We start from the raw sequence: 18,304 nt of genomic DNA, 5'->3' as shown, positions 1-18,304 counted from the left end.
TGGCAACGTAATGGTATTGATATTGGCATTACAGGAAGCAGTTATACCTTAGTGAATGCTGATGTTGGTCAAACGATTACAGTAGAGGCTCGTTACACGGATGTTGGTGGTACGGATGAAACTGTATTGAGCAACAGTATTGACGGAATCGCGAATGTTAATGATGCGCCAGAGGGGGCGGTTACCATCAGTAGCGATGGTACACCGGCCGAAAACGAAATGCTCAGTGTGACGGATACCCTTATAGATGAAGATGGAATAGGAGAAATTACTTACCATTGGCAGCGTAATGGCAGTGATATTGGGAGTATCGGTAGCAGCTACGTATTAGTAGAAGAAGATGTTGGCCAGGTTATTACCGTAGAAGCTCGCTACACAGATAGATTAGGCGCGAGCGAAGCATTACAGAGTAATAGCATTAATGATGTTGCTAATGTTAATGATGCTCCCTCTGGTTCAGTGACGATTATCAGTGATGGAAGCCCAACTGAAAACGAAACGCTGACTGTTAATGCAACGCTTAAAGATGCAGACGGCTTGGGGGAAATTATTTTTCACTGGCAACGTAATGGCAGTGATATTGGAGCCGTAGGTAGTAGCTATACATTGGTAAATGATGATGTTGGCCAAGTGATTACAGTAGATGCGCGCTACACAGATGCACAAGGGTCAACTGAAAATGTTGTCAGTTCAGAAGCATATGTAGATAAAATTCTAAAAGAAAGCATTACAGAAGTGGTTATATCTGTAGTTGAAACCGAAAACGAAACCACGCAACAGGTGAAAGATACATCTACTGAGCCTGTGGCCGAAGTAGAAGAAGAGACCAAGGATGAACTCATTGAAGTAGTCGTAGACGAGGCCGTAACTGTAGAACCTCTTAATGTGGTTACGCCTGAGCAAGAAGCGGTTGTAGTGATTGAGCCTGTAGCGATTGCGGTTGTTACGGATGAAGCAAAACCTAACCATACAATCAAACCATTATCGCTAGCCATAGGTAATCAAATATCGGTGGTAACGGACCTTAAAGCGAGTTGGGTTCAATTATCAGACCCACTTTTGTTAGTTAACTCAAGTGGTTTTATGCATGGTTTAGATGAAATGGAAAAAGATTTTCAAAACCAGATTACATTGGATCAAATGGTAGTGGGTAGTGGGATTGCAATGTCGACAGGGCTTTCTATTGGGTATGTAACATGGTTGTTGCGTAGTGGTATTTTATTATCAAGCGTGCTCACATCTTTGCCTGCTTGGCGTTTTATTGACCCATTACCCATATTATCGAAGATGGAGGGTGATGATTATGGCTTGAATGAGGAAGATGAAGACTCACTTGAATCTTTAGTACAAAAAGAGAGCAAAGATGAAGCGTCTGTGAGTAAGGATTCATAACATGATAGAGCGAATTTTTGGAAGGCATAGCTCTAAGGCCAGAATAGCACTTGGGCAATCAAGTATTATTGTCAGTCTTGTTTTAATTGCAGCAATGACAGGCCTGTTACCTAATGAGGGAAATATAAAGCGCGAAGCACGGATCGTGCTAGCAGAAACGATCGCAGTAAATAGCTCTTTGTACATTACACGCTCCGATATTCGTCGTATGCACTCTGCTTTGGAAGTAACGGTAGAGAGAAATCCAGATTTACTGTCCGCAGGTGTACGCCGAAGGGATGATAAATTGTTAGCGGATATATCCGAGCATTCTGTTAATTGGGTTCCTGTAGAAGGGTTAGCTTCTACCGATACGGATGTTGTCGTACCTGTATGGGAAGGTGAGCAGCAATGGGGGCAAGTTGAGCTTCGGTTCGTGCCAATTGAAGCACCGGGTTTTTTGGGGTACATGAAGAATCCTGTCGTTATTTTTATTATGTTCTTGAGTAGCGCCTGTTTTATTATTTTCTTTTGGTATTTAGGGCGAATGTTAAAACAATTGGACCCTTCTCAGGCGGTTCCAGACCGAGTGAGGTCTGCACTTGATACGATGGCTGAAAGTCTTCTTGTCATGGATATTAAGCAAAACATTGTGTTGGCGAATCAAGCGTTCGCTACTCTGGTCGACCGGCCCGCAGAGAAGTTGGTCGGATTAAAAGCATCCACTTTTCCGTGGCAAGATAGTAAAAACGATACCTCAGCGGATAAGTATCCGTGGAAATTGGCCATGGAAAGTGGACAACCAATTACCAACCATATTGTTCGCTTACAGCTATCTGATACTTCTAAAAAAACCTTCATGGTTAACTGCTCTCCCGTGTTGCTTCCGGGAGGGAAAGTCGGCGGTGTACTTGTCAGCTTAGATGACGTAACGGCATTGGAAGAGAAAGATATAGAGTTAAGACGCTCTAAAGAAGAAGCTGAAACGGCGAACAAAGCTAAGAGTGAATTCTTAGCAAACATGAGCCACGAAATACGCACACCAATGAATGCTATTTTGGGCTTTACCGAGTTGTTACGCCGTGACCGTGGTGGTTTGCAGCCTGATCAGCGTAAGCACCTGAACACTATTTCATCAAGCGGACAGCATTTACTTGATCTGATTAATGATATATTAGACTTATCTAAAGTTGAGGCAGGTCGGTTAGATGTTGAAATAATTGACTGTAAACCCGTTCAGTTAATTCAACAAGTTATGCAGACCATGAAAGTTAAAGCTGATGAGAAGGCGCTGGTACTCAAGTTTGATGCTTTAACTGCTATTCCTGAGGAAATAGAAACAGATCCCGGAAGAGTCAGACAGATTCTTACTAACTTGATAGGTAACTCTATAAAATTTACTGAGCAGGGCTCGATAACTATTCACGCATCAGTACCTGATAGAGCCAATCCGCAATTACGAATAGATATTGTGGATACAGGTATTGGTATGACAGAACAACAAGTTAGTTCGGTGTTTGATCCCTTTGTTCAGGCGGACAGCTCGATTACTAGACGCTTCGGAGGGACGGGGCTTGGCCTTTCAATCAGCCACAAGTTCGCTCAGGCGCTAGGTGGAGATATCGTAGCAAGTAGTGATTACGGTCAGGGGAGTACATTCACGTTAGTCTTAGACTTAAAAGATACGTCTAATGTGACGTGGTTAACGCCAGAAAATTTATTAATTGAGCTTGAGCATGATGATTCCGCTGAGGTGGTTAAGTGGAAGCTTCCCGCAGCGAGTATCCTCGTTGTTGATGACGGAAATGAAAACCGTGAGTTACTCAAGCTTGTTTTAGAAGACTTGGGTTTAGACGTGGTTACAGCCATTCATGGACAAGATGGTCTTGTAAAAGCACTGGAAAATAACTTTGATATTATTTTGATGGATGTCCAAATGCCTGTCATGGATGGCTATTCTGCTGTGAGTGAAATGCGCAGAATGGGTTTGAAACAGCCTGTGGTTGCATTGACGGCCCATGCAATGAAAGGAATCGAGAAGCGGTGTATTTCTGCGGGTTATAGCCACTACATGACGAAGCCAATCAATATTGATGAGCTTGTTGCATTGTTAGCCGAATTACTCGACGGAGAAAAACTGATAGAAACCGAGACTGAAATAACAGATGAACAAGAGGTTTTACCCGTTGTTAAAAAAGCACTACCAGATCCATCAAGTCATGTTTTACCTCCTAACGCTCTTAGTAAAGATATAAGTGAAGCCTTGCAACCTATTGTGTCGAGCTTAGCCAGTAATGAGAAATTTGTAAGTATCGTTAAGCGTTTTGTAAGCAGGCTCGAAGAGCAAATTATCGAGATGAATGGTGCGCTAGAAAAAGAGGAGTTTTCCGAATTGTCAGATTTAGCGCATTGGCTTAAAGGCTCTGCAGGCAGTGTTGGATTTGATATGTTTACTGAGGTGGCAATAGAACTGGAGAGTGCCGCTATTGCGCGGGATAGCAGCGCTGCAAGAAGTAATTTGTCCGCGGTTGAGCTGCTTTATCGTAGGGCCTGCTTAGGTTTGGCGTTGTCTGATGGCACAGCACGGTTGGATGCTGCAGGTTCGTCAGAGGTCGTCGATGATGGTTTTAAACCGCTTCCTGTTGTTAACGTGTCAAATGAGAGCGTCTTGCGTTCTTCATTAAGTGAAAATAACCCTAAATATCAACAAATTGTTGATCGTTTTGTAACTCGTCTTGAAGAACAGTCCGTTGAAATTCATAGTGCCGTTCAGCGTGGGGATTATGAGGCATTGGGTAAATTATCGCATTGGTTAAAAGGGTCTGCAGGCAGTCTTGGTTTTTCAGAATTAACAGAGCCTGCTATGGAGCTGGAAGAAGCAGCAAAATGTAGAGATGACGTGGCAATTAGGAATAGTTATGGGAAGGTACAAGCGCTTATTCTACGTGTAGAAAATATTGATCCCGCTCTTTTTGTCAACGCTGAATCATTAGAAACCGTCAGTAAGGTTTAAATTATGAATAAAGATAACTTGCAGAGCGTTAAATGTGTCTTACACTTAAGTAATAAGTGCAGCAGATTGAAAGGTAATCTGTTTGGTAAATGTGTCAGTTCAATCAGGTGTTTTTGATTTGAGTAGCAACTCAGTTTTAACAGATTCACTGATTATGATGGTCGATGATGAGCCTATCATGATCGATTTAATTCAAGCTTTTCTTGAAGACGCTGGCTATGATAATTTTTTAGGTCAAAGTGACTCAGTGTGTGCCGTAGAGTTAGTGACTAACCGTAAGCCAGATGTTCTCTTGTTAGATTTAGTCATGCCAGATGTCACAGGCTTTATGGTATTAGAAGCTCTGAGGGGGATGGAGCAAACAAAGCACCTCCCTATTATCGTACTGACCTCTTCAAGTGACGGGGCCACAAAATTAAAAGCGCTTGAGTTAGGTGCTACAGATTTTCTAGCAAAACCGGTCGACCCGAGTGAGCTGGTGCTTAGGGTTAGGAACATACTGACTGTTAAGGCTTATCAAGACCAGCTAATTTATTTGGACGTGTTAACCGGTTTACCTAATCGTAAACTCTTTTTAGAGCGTTTAGCCTCTGCCATTGAAAGTACAGTAAAAACTGACAACCAATTATCTGTCATTGCTATACGGTTAGCTACCTTCAAAGCGATTAATGATAGTTTTGGGCCTAAGGTAGGGGATGATGTATTGAACGAAGCATCCCTTCGCTTGCAAAACTGCTTAAGCTCAATGGACATGTGTGGCAATTTTCAGAGCCAAGATCCAACCAAAATAATCTCTAAAATATCAGGAGATGAGTTTTCAATATTGCTGTATGAAGAGTTATCTGATGAAGAGTTATCATGCATAGCGGAGCGTTTAATAAAAGCGTTTGAAGCGCCCTTTATTATTGATCAACACAGCTTGTATATTACCATTAGCTTAGGGATAGCGATGAGCCCTAGAGATGGAAATGATGCAGACATCGTCCTGAAGAATGCTAGTTACGCGGCGCATCATTCTTATGATGAAATGCCCGGCCCATTACAGTTTTATTCACAAGAAGCTAATCTACATCTGCAAGAAAGGTTGCAAATGCAGCAAGACTTGAAGAAAGCGATTAAAGATAATGAGTTTTACTTGGTGTTTCAACCTCAAGTGGATGCTTTTACTGGTACAGTCAAAGGCGCTGAAGCCTTGCTTCGTTGGGCGCGCCCCGATAAAGCGATTATATCACCGGCGATATTTGTACCGATTGCAGAACAAAGTGGGTTAATGGAAGAGATTGGCTCTTGGGTGTTGATGAATGCATTTCTCCAAGCGGCTGCTTGGCAACAACAAGCAATGAATAATGTTTCTATCTCGATTAATGTTTCGAGTAAGCAGTTTCGCGCTGATGGTTTTGTAGCGCTTGTAGATAAATGCTTGCAGGACAGTAAAGTACGGCCTGAGTCTGTTGTGATAGAAATGACTGAAAGTTTGGCTATGAGTGATATAACGAAAACAAACTCCATTCTTCATCAGCTTAAAGGCTTGGGTTTGAAAGTTTCTGTAGATGACTTTGGCACAGGTTATTCATCCCTCAGTTATTTAAAAAGCTTTCCTCTTAATGAGCTTAAAATTGATAAGACATTTGTCGATGGGCTTCCTGATAACAAAGGAGACCAGGCTATCACCTCTGCAATCATTACCATGGCCAAAAAGCTTAATTTTTTGGTGGTAGCAGAGGGTGTCGAAAACCAAGAGCAGGCAGACTATTTGGCGATAGCGGGTTGTGATTTATTCCAAGGTTATCACTTTGCCCGACCTTTAAGCGTTGATGCTTTTAAAGCGTATTATGATGTGCACAGTTAAATACTGTCTTCGCCCGTTTCATTTGATGAGCCATCGCTTTACTTTTTTAAAATGTTGAAGCTAATCAATCATCTTTTCTAAAAGGTAATCCTTTAGATAACTCGCTAATCTGTGTTCTCATAAGGGCTTCTTCTTCATCTAAAAAATGAACAATAGCCTGTTCAAATGAAGGATTACTGATGTAGTGAGAGGACCAGGTTTCTATAGGCTCAAACCCTCGTTGTATTTTGTGTTCTCCTTGTGCACCTGGGTCAAACCGTTGTAAACCATGTCGAATGCAGTACTCAATCCCTGTGTAAAAACAGGTTTCAAAATGCAAATTATTAAACTCTTCAATACAGCCCCAATAGCGGCCATAAAGTGTATGTTCATCTTTGAAACACAATGCAGTTGCAACATATTTTGATTGGTACTGGGCAGCAAACATGACTATTTGCTCAGGCATAGTGTGTAGTAAATTACGAAAAAATTCTGGGTTAAGATAGCCTTGCCTACCTCGTTTTAAATGGGTTAGGTGGTAGCAGTGATAGAAGGTATTTAACAAAGATTCGGAGATGTCTGAGCCTTCAATACAATGAACAATCACGTTTTGCTCGGTGATTTTTTGTCTTTCCCGTTTAACATTTTTTCTTTTCCGAGAACTGAAGCCATTTAGAAAGTGATTAAAGTCTTGGTAGTCTTTATTAAACCAGTGGTATTGAGTACCTAATCTATTTTTAAAATCTTGCGTTTGCATATGCAGCTGTTGGCTGTTTTCAAAGAAAAGCCCATGCCAAGAGGATATCCCCCTTTCTGCACAAATTTGCTTAATGATCTGGGTTAATAATGGTATTACTTCAGACAGTGGCTTTTGAGTCGCTAGGCGTGGCCCTGATACTGGCGTAAAAGGTATCGAGGTTATCAGTTTTGGGTAATAGTCTAACCCGTGGCGTTCATAAGCATCAGCCCAAGCCCAGTCGAAAACATATTCCCCATAAGAGTGACTTTTCAAGTACATTGGAAGAATGAGGATACAGTCATCATTTTCGAATAAACGAAGATGAAGAGGCTGCCAGCCTGTTTGAGTCGATACAGCACCGCTGGACTCTAGTGTCTCAAGAAACTCATATCGAATGAATGGGTGTGACCTTCCCGCAAGGCGTTCCCATTCAGCTAATCCGATATCAGTAATGCTTTTGGATAGATCAAATCGATATGTCATGCTCTATACTGTTGTTTATAGCGACTATTTTCAATGTAATTTAGTGACTTTGTTAAGGTGATTGCAATGGATGAATTAGAATTGGAGTTTGAACTCGATGCACGTTTAGACAGTGATTGTATCGCCATGGGGGATTTTCCGCTTTGTCGTCTTTTACTGATGAATGATTCGAACTACCCGTGGTTTATTTTAGTTCCACGACGAGCAGGCGCCACAGAGATATATCATTTATCACGAGAAGAGCAACATCAACTGATGGATGAATCTTCTGAGTTGGCTGAAGTAATGGTAGATAGTTTCTCTGCAAGAAAGATGAATGTAGCGAATCTTGGTAATATTGTCTCGCAACTGCACGTACATCTTGTTGCCAGAAGTGAAGGGGATAAGGCTTGGCCAGGTCCTGTATGGGGTCTACACCCAGCTGTTCCATATACACCAGAACAGATTGATCATATTCGATCACGACTTGAATCTATGCTGACGGGTGAGGTTACATTCATTTTCGATGAAAATAGGCAGGTATAGTCACTGTAACGTTGCGCTAATTCAGGTATAATTTTGCCCTTTGTTTATACCTGATTTTTAAGTGGTGCTGGTGAACAGCATCCAGCAATGGATAGGAACAGTAGACTATGCGCAGCCATTATTGCGGCGATTTGAGAAAAGAACATATCGGCGAAGAAATTACGTTAACAGGCTGGGTACATCGCCGCCGTGACCATGGTGGAGTTATCTTTCTTGATGTACGCGACCGCCAAGGTATCGCACAGGTTGTTTTTGATCCTGAGCGTGAAGAAAGTTTTGCAATAGCAAACAGTGTACGTAGCGAATATGTTATTGAAATCAAGGGGCTTGTTCGTCACCGCCCTGACGGTACTGTTAACAGTGATATGCCTACGGGTGAAATTGAAGTACTAGGTCTTGGATTGAACATCCTGAACAAGGCGGAGACACCTCCTTTCCCGTTAGATGATCATCAAAAGGTAGGCGAAGATGTTCGTTTACGTCATCGCTATATTGACCTACGTCGTCCTGAAATGCAGGAAAAACTACGCTTTCGTTCTAAAGTATCGAATGCCATTCGTAACTATCTAGATGATAACGGTTTCCTAGATATCGAAACGCCTATTTTGAATCGTGCTACGCCAGAAGGTGCACGCGATTTCTTGGTTCCAAGCCGCACGCATGAAGGGTCGTTTTTCGCTCTTCCGCAGTCTCCTCAGCTGTTTAAACAGTTATTGATGGTGTCTGGTTTCGACCGTTACTACCAGATTGCTAAATGTTTCCGTGATGAAGATTTACGCGCAGATCGTCAACCTGAATTCACTCAGATAGACATTGAAACATCCTTTATGGATGAAGAAGCGATCATGGGTATTACAGAAACCATGATACGTAAGCTGTTTCTTGAACTAAAAGGTGTGGACCTGGGTGATTTCCCTCGCATGCCATACTCTGAAGCGATGCAGCGCTTTGGTTCTGACAAACCTGACCTTCGCTTTTCTATGGAGCTGGTTGACGTTGCAGACCTAATGGCTGAGATCGAATTTAAAGTCTTTGCCGGTCCTGCTAAAGATCCTAAAGGCCGTGTAGCTGCCCTTAAAGTACCTGGTGGCGCTAAGCTGACGCGTAAAAATATTGATGACTATACTAAGTTTGTTAGCATTTACGGTGCTAAAGGTTTGGCGTGGATCAAGGTTAATGAAATTGAAAAAGGCGTAGAAGGTCTTCAGTCTCCTATCATTAAGTTCTTGGGTAATGATGTGACGATGGCGATTATGGAACGTTTGGGTGCTGAGAACGGCGACCTTGTGTTCTTTGGTGCTGATAAAGAGAAGATTGTTTCTGAGGCATTGGGTGCGCTACGTATCAAAGTGGGTGAAGATCTTGAGATGTCCCAGTGTGAGTGGGCTCCATTATGGGTCGTTGATTTCCCAATGTTTGAAGAGACCAGTGATGGTGGCTTAACGGCACTTCATCATCCGTTTACTGCACCAAGCTGTACGGCTGAAGAATTGAAAGCTAATCCTTTATCAGCGTTGTCTCGTGCATACGATATGGTACTTAATGGTTGTGAGCTGGGTGGCGGTTCTATCCGTATTCATGACCAAGAGATGCAGGCTCAGGTCTTGGAAATCTTGGGTATCTCAGATGAAGAAGCCGATGATAAATTTGGCTTCCTATTGAACGCTCTTAAATATGGTGCTCCACCGCACGGTGGTTTGGCATTTGGTTTGGACCGTCTCATTATGTTGATGACCGGCACTGACTCTATTCGTGAAGTTATAGCCTTCCCTAAAACGCAGAGTGCATCTTGTATGATGACAAATGCGCCAGGCGAAGTAAGTGCTGCTCAGCTTCGCGAGCTTAATATTAAGTTGCGTAAAACACCTTAGTAAAGCGCATTAGAATAGCGTTAAATGTACGAAATATAAGCTGCCTCCGGGCAGCTTATTTGTAAGTGCTTTTTTTGTAAGTGAGTATTGATAAACACTTTTTTGATAAGTACTTTATTTTTGCACCACGGCTAAAAAGGGAGACATCAATGGCAGGCCATTCTAAATTCGCTAACATCAAGCACCGCAAGGCCGCTCAGGATGCAAAGCGAGGAAAGATATTCACTAAACTTATTCGTGAGCTAGTAGTGGCCGCGAAAGAGGGCGGCGGTAATCCGGACGATAATCCTCGGTTGCGAGCAGCGATAGATAAAAGCCTTGGTTCTAATATGAAGCGAGATACTATCGAGAAAGCCGTTCAACGTGGAGCCGGTGGTGGCGAAGGTGAAAACTACGATGAGTTAACCTATGAAGGCTATGGCTCGGGTGGTGTTGCTTTTCTAGTTGAAACCATGACGGATAATGTCAATCGAACTGTTTCTCAAGTACGTTCGGCGTTTTCCAAAGCCGGTGGTAATTTAGGAACGAGTGGTTCCGTTGCTTATTTATTTGAAAAAAAAGGGCAGCTGTCTTATGAAGCGGGTGCCGATGAAGACGCCATCATGGAAGCTGCATTAGAGCTAGGTGCTGATGATGTCGTTACTCATGACGATGGGTCTATTGATGTATTTACTGCGCCTACCGACTTCTTGGATGTTAAAGAAGGGTTGATTGCGGCGGGTCTTGAGCCTGCTCATGATGAGGTTTCAATGATTCCATCAACCACAGCTGAATTAGATGTTGAGGGAGGTCGTAAAGTATTGCGTCTTCTTGATACGTTGGAAGATCTTGATGATGTGCAAAATGTATATCATAACGCTGAGATTCCAGAAGAGTCATTGCAAGAGTAAGACCTTCTTTAATGATTTAAAAAGCCGAGCTTCTTTTTGCAGAGTCTCGGCTTTTTTATTGGTTATGTTTTTGTATGAAGATTATGCTTATAGCGTCTTGATTGGGTGTATTAGGCAAGGTGTGATAAACAAGGTTGTCGAATGATCATTTTAGGAATTGACCCGGGTTCTCGTATAACAGGTTACGGTTTGATAAATGTTGTTGGGGCTCGTAATGAATATATAGCGAGCGGTTGCATTCGTATTAAAGGCGATGAACTCCCTGATCGCCTCAATCAAGTTTTTGCAGGGGTTACAGAGGTTATCAGGCTGTTTTCGCCGCAAGAAATGGCTATTGAACAAGTGTTTATGTCCAAGAATGCGGATTCTGCACTTAAGTTGGGTCAGGCTCGTGGCGTCGCTATTGTTGCGGGTACTCAGCAGGAGCTGCCAGTATTTGAGTATGCGGCACGATCTATTAAGCAATCAGTAGTAGGAAAGGGTTCGGCTGATAAAGTTCAAGTACAGCATATGGTTACACAGATACTGAAGCTTCCCGGTTTACCACAAGCGGATGCGGCAGATGCATTAGCAATTGCTTTGTGCCACGCGAATACACGCTTAGGTATGATAAAAATGGCAGGTGCAACAGGGCGAAGACAAGGGCGTTGGAGGTAATATGGATAACGCGACACTTATTTATTTTGCGGAACTGGTCGGGGTTTCTGTTTTTTCGATCACAGGCGCCTTGGCTGCCCAAGGCAAGCGAATGGACATTCTTGGGGTAGTGGTGCTGGCTATTGTTACTTCGCTCGGCGGAGGAACCATTAGGGATATTACACTCAACGCATACCCCATTGGCTGGGTTGTAAATAACACCTACCTGTGGACCGCAATTATTTCGGCGGTTTCTGCATTTCTAATATGCAGGTATTTTTTATATCCTCGAAGAACCATGCTGGTGCTAGATGCGGCTGGATTGGCCTTATTTGCTGTCTTAGGAGCAGAGAAGGCAATGTCTCTTGGAATGGGGCCTATTATAGTCATCATGATGGCCTGTATCACAGGCTGTGCTGGCGGTATGATCCGAGATATATTAACGCGTGAAATTCCGTTAATCCTTCATCGGGAAGGTGAGCTTTATGCAACCTGTGCCATTTTAGGGGCTGTTTTTTATGTTGTGTTTTTTGGCTTAATTGAAGAGCGCGTGTTAGCTATTGCCTCTATGCTAATTATTTTCATTACTCGTTTAGCCGCAATATTTGGTGACCTATGCTTGCCAGAATTCATTGTGGCAGGACATAAGTTGGAATCACCAGAAGAGGCGAGAGATCGCTAATTGCTGCTATTCAAACGCTGCTTTTAGTAAATCTTGTGTGTAAGCATGCGAAGGTGAACTGAACAAGGTGTCAGCAGTACTTTGTTCAACCACCTCACCTTGTTTCATGACCAGCACTTTATGGCTTAGGGCTTTCACGACAGACAAATCATGGCTGATGAATATATAACTCAAACTGTATTTCAGTTGAAGTTCTTTTAATAACTCTACAATTTGAACTTGAACTGTTCTATCTAGCGCTGATGTTGGCTCGTCAAGAATAATAATGTCGGGCTTTAAAATGAGTGCGCGAGCAATGGATATACGCTGTCGTTGGCCGCCCGAAAATTCATGGGGGTAACGATGTCGCACATTAGGGTCTAATCCTACTTCGATTAATGCTCGTGTTATTAGGGACTCTCTCTCTGACTCTTTACCAATGTTATGAACCGTTAATCCTTCAGCAATACACTCCTCTACTGACATACGCGGACTAAGGCTGCCAAATGGGTCCTGAAACACCACTTGAAGCTGCCTTCTTAGCGGCTTTATACTGCTTTGGTTAAGGGTATCTATTCTTGTGTTGTGGAAGTGAATAGCCCCTTCGCTGCGAATTAGGCGAAGTATTGCAAGCCCTAGGGTTGTTTTCCCCGAACCAGACTCACCTACAACACCGAGGGTTTCACCTCGTTTTAAGGTTAAGCTAATACCGTTGACTGCTTTGACATGGTCAACGGTGCGCCCTAAAAAGCCACGTTTTATGGGAAACCATACTTTTAGGTCTTCAGTTTCTAAAATACATTCACTGTTGTTTTCCACGGGCTTTGGTTTGCCGGTTGGTTCGGCTGAGATTAGTTGTTGTGTGTAGGAGGCTTGAGGATGATTAAAAATCTGGCCAGTTTCACCTCGTTCAACAATTTCTCCTTGATGCATTACACAGACATTTTTTGCATAACGTTTAACAATATTTAGGTCATGAGTGATGAGCAGAATAGCCATGCCGAGTTTTTTTTGTATCTGCTGTAAGAGTTCTAGTATTTGCTTTTGCACGGTTACATCTAACGCAGTAGTTGGTTCATCTGCGATGAGAAGTTCTGGCTCATTGGCAAGTGCCATCGCGATCATTACTCGCTGCCTCTGTCCGCCAGATAGCTGGTGAGGGTAGCTGGCTAAGCGGCTTTCTGGTTCTCGAATACCCACTAAAGTAAGTAGTTCTAAAGTGCGTTGTCGTGCAGCATCACCTTTTAATAGCTTATGAAGCCAGAGGCTTTCAGCAATCTGCTTTTCTACAGTATGAAGAGGGTTTAACGACGTCATCGGTTCTTGGAAAATAATGCTGATTTGGTCGCCTCTGATATTTCGTAATGATCTTTCATCGGCTTTTAATATATCTTTACCCTGATAATGGATACTGCCGTTTGGGTGGCTAGCTTTAGGGTAGGGGAGTAAGCGTAATATAGATAAGGCAGTGACTGATTTTCCGGACCCTGATTCACCAACCAGAGCCATTGTTTCCCCTTTTTTTATCTCAAAGCTGACAGATTTTACTGCGGTAATAGCGGATGAACCCTGGCCAAATTGTACACTGAGGTTATTAACCTTAACGAGGTTTTTAGCAGGAGTCTGCGATGTGTTGGAATGCTCAGTCATAGCAAGGTTTTCCTTGGGTCAAAGGCATCGCGTATCGCTTCACCGATAAAAATAAGCAGCGTTAACATAACGGACAGTGTCATGAAGGCAGACAAGCCTAACCAAGGGGCGTGGAGGTTGTCTTTGCCTTGTGCAATCAGTTCACCGAGTGATGCTGAGCCAGGCGGCAGGCCAAATCCTAGAAAATCCAAAGCAGTTAATGTGACAATTCCGCCGTTAAAGATGAAGGGCATAAAGGTAAGGGTGGCAACCATCGCATTAGGAAGTATATGGCGGAACATGATTTGTTGATTTGAAACACCTAACGCTCTTGCTGCTCTAACATATTCTAGGTTTCTTCCACGCAGAAATTCAGCGCGAACTACGTCAACCAAGCTCATCCATGAAAATAAGAGCATAATTCCTAACAACCACCAGAAGTTAGGCTCCACAATACTGGCAAGAATGATCAATAAAAATAGCACAGGAAGGCCTGACCAAATTTCAATAAAGCGTTGGAAATATAGATCTACTTTCCCTCCATAAAAACCTTGTAAAGCGCCTGCAACAACACCGATGATTGAGCTAGTAATGGTTAGAACTAGAGCAAATAAAATGGATATGCGAAATCCGTAAATGACACGGGCAAACACATCACGTCCTTGGTCATCAGTACCTAGTATATTTTCAGTGTTCGGGGGTGACGGTGCTGGCACGGGTAAATCGTAGTTAATACTGCGGTGGTTGTACGGAATAGGGGGCCAAATTATCCATCCCTCACCCTTTTCAGCGATTAACTCTTGTACGTAAGGGTCTTTGTAGTCAGCAGCAGATTGAAACTCACCTCCGAACTCTGTTTCGTAATATTCTTTTACAACGGGGAAATAGAAATTGCTTTGGTATTTAACGATTAGAGGCTGGTCATTAGCGATCAGTTCAGCCAGTAGACTCAGGATAAAGAGTGTAAGAAATATCCACAATGACCAAAAGCCGCGGCGGTTCATTTTGAAGTTAGCAATGCGCCTCTGATTAATAGGAGTCATAACTACTGCTCCCTACTTTCAAAGTCGATACGTGGATCCACCATGACGTAGGTAAGATCACTAATTAACTTCATTAGTAAACCGATCAGTGTAAAGATATAAAGCGTGCCAAAGATAACAGGGTAGTCTCTATTGATAACTGCTTCGTAGCCGAGAAGCCCGAGCCCATCAAGAGAGAAAATCACTTCGATTAACATTGATCCAGTAAAAAATATACCGATTAATGCCGCAGGCATACCGGCGATAATGAGCAGCATCGCATTACGAAAAATATGACCATACAGTACGTTTTTCTCAGTTAATCCTTTTGCACGCGCGGTGAGTACATATTGCTTGTTGATCTCGTCTAAGAAAGAGTTCTTCGTTAACATTGTTAATGTTGCAAAGCTACTGATGACGGAGGCAAACACGGGTAGCGTTATGTGCCAGAAATAATCACCAATTTTTTCAATTAATGATAACTCATCAAAGTTTGAAGAGGTCAAACCTCTTAATGGGAACCAATCAAAATAACTGCCCCCAGCAAAAAGAACGATGAGAAGAATAGCAAACAGGAAGTTGGGAATGGCATAGCCAATGATAATGACCGTACTGCTCCATACATCGAAGGTGCTGCCATCTTTAACGGCTTTCCTAATGCCTAAAGGAACCGATATTAAATAGGTAAGTAACGTAGTCCATAGGCCTAGAGATATGGATACAGGTAACTTTTCAACTATTAGGTCAATAACACTTTTATCACTATAAAAGCTCTTACCAAAGTCAAAGGTTAGGTAATTGCCAAGCATCTGAAAATAGCGTTCATGTGCAGGTTTATCAAAACCATACAATGCTTCTATTTCGGCAACGAGCCGAGGGTCAAGCCCGCGTCCACCACGGTAACTACTGTCGTTAGTGTTTTGATTCGCTGTTAATTCGCCTCCGCCAGAACTGCCAGGGACAGCGCTGTTACTTAAGCCTTCAAGTTGAGCAATAGTTTGCTCAACAGGGCCGCCTGGCGCGGCTTGAATAATAAGAAAATTGATAGTGAGAATGCCGATCAGCGTTGGAATAATCAGCAGTAATCGTCTAAGAATATAAGCAGCCATTAATTACTAGGCTCACTTTCTGGCTGTTTAATCCACCATGTATCAAAACCTAAGTCATAGGTCGGCTTCACTGTTGGAAAACCAAATATCTTTTTATAAGCAATCCGGTAGCTACGGCTATGAAACTGAGGGATAACATAATAGTGCCACTGCAAGACTCGGTCGAGTGCGCGAGAGCGTAGTACTAATTGTTTGCGGTCGGGTGCTTGTATTATCAATTCAATCAACTTGTCTATGACAGGGTTTTCAATACCGATCAGGTTACGGCTACCAGGTTGTTGTGCATTCTTAGAGCCCCAGTATTCAAATAGTTCATTTCCAGGCGATGATGATTGCGCAAATGAACCAACGACCATATCAAAATCGAATGCACGCAAGCGGTTGATGTATTGAGAGACATCAACAATGCGGATTTTTGTTTGTATGCCCATGCGTTGTAAGTTTTTTATCATCGGCGCTATGATGCGTTCAAAATCTTTCTGAACCAATAGAATCTCAAATATCATCGGCTCTTTAGTGTCGGCGTTGATTAATTTCCCGTTGGTAAGCTCCCAACCGGACTGCTTCAATATTCGCAGTGCCTGTCTGATGTGTTTTCGGATTTTTCCTGAACCATCATAGCTAGGTGCACGATATGCTTTTGTAAACACTTCGTCTGGAAGTTGGTTTCGAAAGGGCTCTAAAATATCTAATTCTTCTGGTGACGGTAGTTCAATAGCTGCCATGTCAGAGTTTGAGAAATAGCTATGAGTACGGGCATAAGCCCCGTAAAAAAGATTGTTGTTGGTCCACTCAAAATCAAAGGCATAGCTGAGTGCTTTACGTACGTCAGGGTCCTTAAAATAAGGTTTGCGGGTATTAAATATGAAAGCCTGCATGCCCGTTGGCTTACTATGAGTAATTTCTTCTTTGATTAATTTGCCGCTATCAAACTGTGGTCCCGAGTAACTGGTGGCCCACTGTTTTGATGAGGTTTCTTGGCGAAAGTCATATGCGCCAGCCTTGAAGGCTTCTAGGGAAACAGTTGAGTCTCGGTAGTAATCATATGTGATTGAGTTAAAATTGAAGCGCCCTGTATTTACCGCTAGATCTTTGCCCCAGTATGTTGAGTTTCTTTGATAGGTGATCGAGCGTCCTGATTCAAATTTTCCCAGTGTGTAAGGACCTGACCCAATAGGAATATCTATAGACGGTGTTGAGAAATCACGATCTTTCCAAAAGTGTTTAGCAAAAATTGGAATTTCGCCAACAATCAAGGGAAGCTCCCGATTACCGTTATTTTTAAAATGAAACTTTACAGTGAGTGGGTCTATCGCTTCTATGTTTTCTATATCACCTAGGTAGGATTTGTAAAAAGGAGCACCTTTTTCAAGCAGAAGGTTAAAAGTGAAAATGACATCTTCAGCAGTAACGGGGTTCCCATCTGAGAAGCGTGCCTGAGGGCGAAGGAAAAAAGTGATGCTTTCTCTGGAAGCGGGCATGTCGACACTGGCGGCTAGGAGGCCGTACTGGGAGAAAGGCTCGTCTAGCGCTTTGCTCATGAGTGAGTCATAGATAAGGCCTAATCCATCAGCGGGAGTACCTTTGATTATAAAGCCGTTAAAGCTATCGAATGTGCCTAGTGCCCATTCTTTTATATCACCGCCTTTGGGAGCGTTAGGGTTCGTGTATTCAAAATGACTAAAGTCAGAAGTGTATTTTAGGTCGCCATGCATCGATAAGCCATGCTGAGCAGCACCGCAAGATAAAGGTAAAATACTTAAAAAAAGTGTGCGGGCGATTATTTTTTTTAGTGAAAACATAGACATGAAATAAATCCAAGAGTAAAAACTGCTACTGATATAGGAGTTATATCAGTGGTAAGCAGAGAATGCTACTCTTGCGATTTTTCTTCTTGAGAAGGGTATCGTTTAGCCGATTCTGTAATTGCGTTATGTATATCGCGTCGTGGCGTTTTCTGTAAAGCGAGTCGTTGCAGTTCTTGGCATAAGTAGGCGTGTTTACTGCTGTCTCCTTCAGAAAGTGACTTTATTAAATCCTGATCCATCCACTTCTGAATGCGCTTATAAAGGAATACTTTAAAGATAATGGCAGTGATGGTAGCGACAGCAATAATAAAAATACTCAGTATATCCATGGCTAGTTCTGCACTATTAGTTTGTCAGTGATAAAAAGCTTGAGCTTTTGTCCAGGCTTAATAAGAATAGAGTCACTACGAAGGTTGTTCCATTCCCTGATATCGGCAACGTTGATTTTATAACGGTCAGCGATGACTGATAATGAGTCACCACTTCGAACTTTATAGCCAATTTTTTGTAGAGCGAGGGCTTCGTCTTTACTGAAATTAGCGGGTAAGGCACCAATACGAAGCTTTTGCCCTATTTTTAATGTGCTGTTTGGCCGTAGGTTGTTCCACTCTTGGATAGACATTACGCTAGCGTTATATTGTTTAGCTATACCCCATAGCGTATCTCCGCTTTGCACTTTGTACTGCGTTATAGAAGTTGTTCGTTTGGCTTTTGCTATA

15 protein-coding genes are annotated in these 18,304 nt (G+C 42.6%); 8 read left to right on the top strand and 7 right to left on the bottom strand.

What is annotated here, in order from left to right:
- The 3 genes from QZZ55_RS05000 to QZZ55_RS04990 all read left to right on the top strand — a co-directional run.
- Positions 1-1,392, top strand: a 1,392-nt coding sequence (locus QZZ55_RS05000; RefSeq protein WP_293265961.1) for a hypothetical protein, incomplete at its 5' end; no start/stop codon positions are given.
- Position 1,393: 1 nt separating this feature from the next.
- Positions 1,394-4,384, top strand: a complete 2,991-nt coding sequence (locus QZZ55_RS04995; protein WP_293265959.1) for an ATP-binding protein — start codon at positions 1,394-1,396, stop codon at positions 4,382-4,384.
- A gap of 118 nt (positions 4,385-4,502) precedes the next feature.
- A complete protein-coding gene (locus tag QZZ55_RS04990) occupies positions 4,503-6,233 on the top strand; it encodes an EAL domain-containing response regulator (RefSeq protein ID WP_293265957.1) in 1,731 nt (576 codons plus the stop codon).
- A 64-nt stretch (positions 6,234-6,297) separates the two neighbouring features.
- Here the strand turns inward: QZZ55_RS04990 and QZZ55_RS04985 are convergent, their stop codons facing one another.
- Positions 6,298-7,434: a GNAT family N-acetyltransferase gene (locus tag QZZ55_RS04985; protein ID WP_293265955.1), complete on the bottom strand. Its 1,137-nt coding sequence runs from the start codon at positions 7,432-7,434 to the stop codon at positions 6,298-6,300.
- A gap of 66 nt (positions 7,435-7,500) precedes the next feature.
- Here QZZ55_RS04985 and QZZ55_RS04980 point away from each other — a divergent pair, with 66 nt between their 5' ends.
- From QZZ55_RS04980 to QZZ55_RS04960, 5 genes are all read left to right on the top strand, one after another.
- Entirely contained in the window at positions 7,501-7,959 is a 459-nt protein-coding gene (locus tag QZZ55_RS04980) for an HIT domain-containing protein (RefSeq protein WP_293265953.1), read from the top strand.
- Between the two features lie 107 nt (positions 7,960-8,066).
- Complete coding sequence (gene aspS / locus QZZ55_RS04975; RefSeq protein WP_293265951.1) at positions 8,067-9,830, top strand: aspartate--tRNA ligase; 1,764 nt, start codon at positions 8,067-8,069, stop codon at positions 9,828-9,830.
- 149 nt (positions 9,831-9,979) lie between these two features.
- Positions 9,980-10,720 carry a YebC/PmpR family DNA-binding transcriptional regulator gene (locus tag QZZ55_RS04970; protein ID WP_293265949.1) on the top strand — a complete coding sequence of 247 codons (741 nt, stop codon included), beginning with the start codon at positions 9,980-9,982 and terminating at the stop codon, positions 10,718-10,720.
- A gap of 141 nt (positions 10,721-10,861) precedes the next feature.
- The gene (gene ruvC, locus QZZ55_RS04965) at positions 10,862-11,377 is read left to right on the top strand and encodes a crossover junction endodeoxyribonuclease RuvC (protein ID WP_293265948.1); all 516 of its coding nucleotides are present in this window, start codon (positions 10,862-10,864) and stop codon (positions 11,375-11,377) included.
- A 1-nt stretch (position 11,378) separates the two neighbouring features.
- Entirely contained in the window at positions 11,379-12,038 is a 660-nt protein-coding gene (locus QZZ55_RS04960; protein WP_293265946.1) for a trimeric intracellular cation channel family protein, read from the top strand.
- Positions 12,039-12,044: 6 nt separating this feature from the next.
- On the opposite strand, the gene QZZ55_RS04955 is transcribed toward QZZ55_RS04960, so the two are convergent.
- The 6 genes from QZZ55_RS04955 to QZZ55_RS04930 all read right to left on the bottom strand — a co-directional run.
- The gene (locus QZZ55_RS04955; RefSeq protein WP_293265944.1) at positions 12,045-13,667 is read right to left on the bottom strand and encodes an ABC transporter ATP-binding protein; all 1,623 of its coding nucleotides are present in this window, start codon (positions 13,665-13,667) and stop codon (positions 12,045-12,047) included.
- Positions 13,664-14,689, bottom strand: a complete 1,026-nt coding sequence (locus QZZ55_RS04950; protein WP_293265942.1) for an ABC transporter permease — start codon at positions 14,687-14,689, stop codon at positions 13,664-13,666. Before QZZ55_RS04950 ends, QZZ55_RS04955 begins: the two co-directional genes overlap by 4 nt.
- A gap of 2 nt (positions 14,690-14,691) precedes the next feature.
- Positions 14,692-15,777, bottom strand: coding sequence for a microcin C ABC transporter permease YejB (locus tag QZZ55_RS04945; protein ID WP_293265940.1), 1,086 nt, complete (start codon positions 15,775-15,777; stop codon positions 14,692-14,694).
- A complete protein-coding gene (locus QZZ55_RS04940) occupies positions 15,777-17,585 on the bottom strand; it encodes an extracellular solute-binding protein (RefSeq protein ID WP_293265938.1) in 1,809 nt (602 codons plus the stop codon). Before QZZ55_RS04940 ends, QZZ55_RS04945 begins: the two co-directional genes overlap by 1 nt.
- A gap of 65 nt (positions 17,586-17,650) precedes the next feature.
- Positions 17,651-17,914 (bottom strand): hypothetical protein, encoded by a 264-nt coding sequence (locus tag QZZ55_RS04935; RefSeq protein ID WP_293265936.1) that lies wholly within the window; start codon positions 17,912-17,914, stop codon positions 17,651-17,653.
- A gap of 2 nt (positions 17,915-17,916) precedes the next feature.
- Positions 17,917-18,304: LysM peptidoglycan-binding domain-containing protein (locus QZZ55_RS04930; protein ID WP_293265934.1), on the bottom strand; the 388-nt coding region annotated here is incomplete at its 5' end.

The organism is Neptunomonas sp., from assembly GCF_016744175.1.
Taxonomy (GTDB): Bacteria; Pseudomonadota; Gammaproteobacteria; order Pseudomonadales; family Balneatricaceae; genus Neptunomonas.
This window is presented reverse-complemented; position numbering and strand designations above follow the sequence as displayed.

Bases quoted from the DNA above. Each gene is read 5' to 3' on its own strand.
- QZZ55_RS04995 (WP_293265959.1), top strand. From the start codon at position 1,394: ATGATAGAGCGAATTTTTGGAAGGCATAGCTCTAAGGCCAGAATAGCA.
- QZZ55_RS04985 (WP_293265955.1), bottom strand. From the start codon at position 7,434: ATGACATATCGATTTGATCTATCCAAAAGCATTACTGATATCGGATTA.
- QZZ55_RS04980 (WP_293265953.1), top strand. From the start codon at position 7,501: ATGGATGAATTAGAATTGGAGTTTGAACTCGATGCACGTTTAGACAGT.
- aspS (WP_293265951.1), top strand. From the start codon at position 8,067: ATGCGCAGCCATTATTGCGGCGATTTGAGAAAAGAACATATCGGCGAA.
- QZZ55_RS04970 (WP_293265949.1), top strand. From the start codon at position 9,980: ATGGCAGGCCATTCTAAATTCGCTAACATCAAGCACCGCAAGGCCGCT.
- ruvC (WP_293265948.1), top strand. From the start codon at position 10,862: ATGATCATTTTAGGAATTGACCCGGGTTCTCGTATAACAGGTTACGGT.
- QZZ55_RS04960 (WP_293265946.1), top strand. From the start codon at position 11,379: ATGGATAACGCGACACTTATTTATTTTGCGGAACTGGTCGGGGTTTCT.
- QZZ55_RS04955 (WP_293265944.1), bottom strand. From the start codon at position 13,667: ATGACTGAGCATTCCAACACATCGCAGACTCCTGCTAAAAACCTCGTT.
- QZZ55_RS04950 (WP_293265942.1), bottom strand. From the start codon at position 14,689: ATGACTCCTATTAATCAGAGGCGCATTGCTAACTTCAAAATGAACCGC.
- QZZ55_RS04945 (WP_293265940.1), bottom strand. From the start codon at position 15,777: ATGGCTGCTTATATTCTTAGACGATTACTGCTGATTATTCCAACGCTG.
- QZZ55_RS04940 (WP_293265938.1), bottom strand. From the start codon at position 17,585: ATGTCTATGTTTTCACTAAAAAAAATAATCGCCCGCACACTTTTTTTA.
- QZZ55_RS04935 (WP_293265936.1), bottom strand. From the start codon at position 17,914: ATGGATATACTGAGTATTTTTATTATTGCTGTCGCTACCATCACTGCC.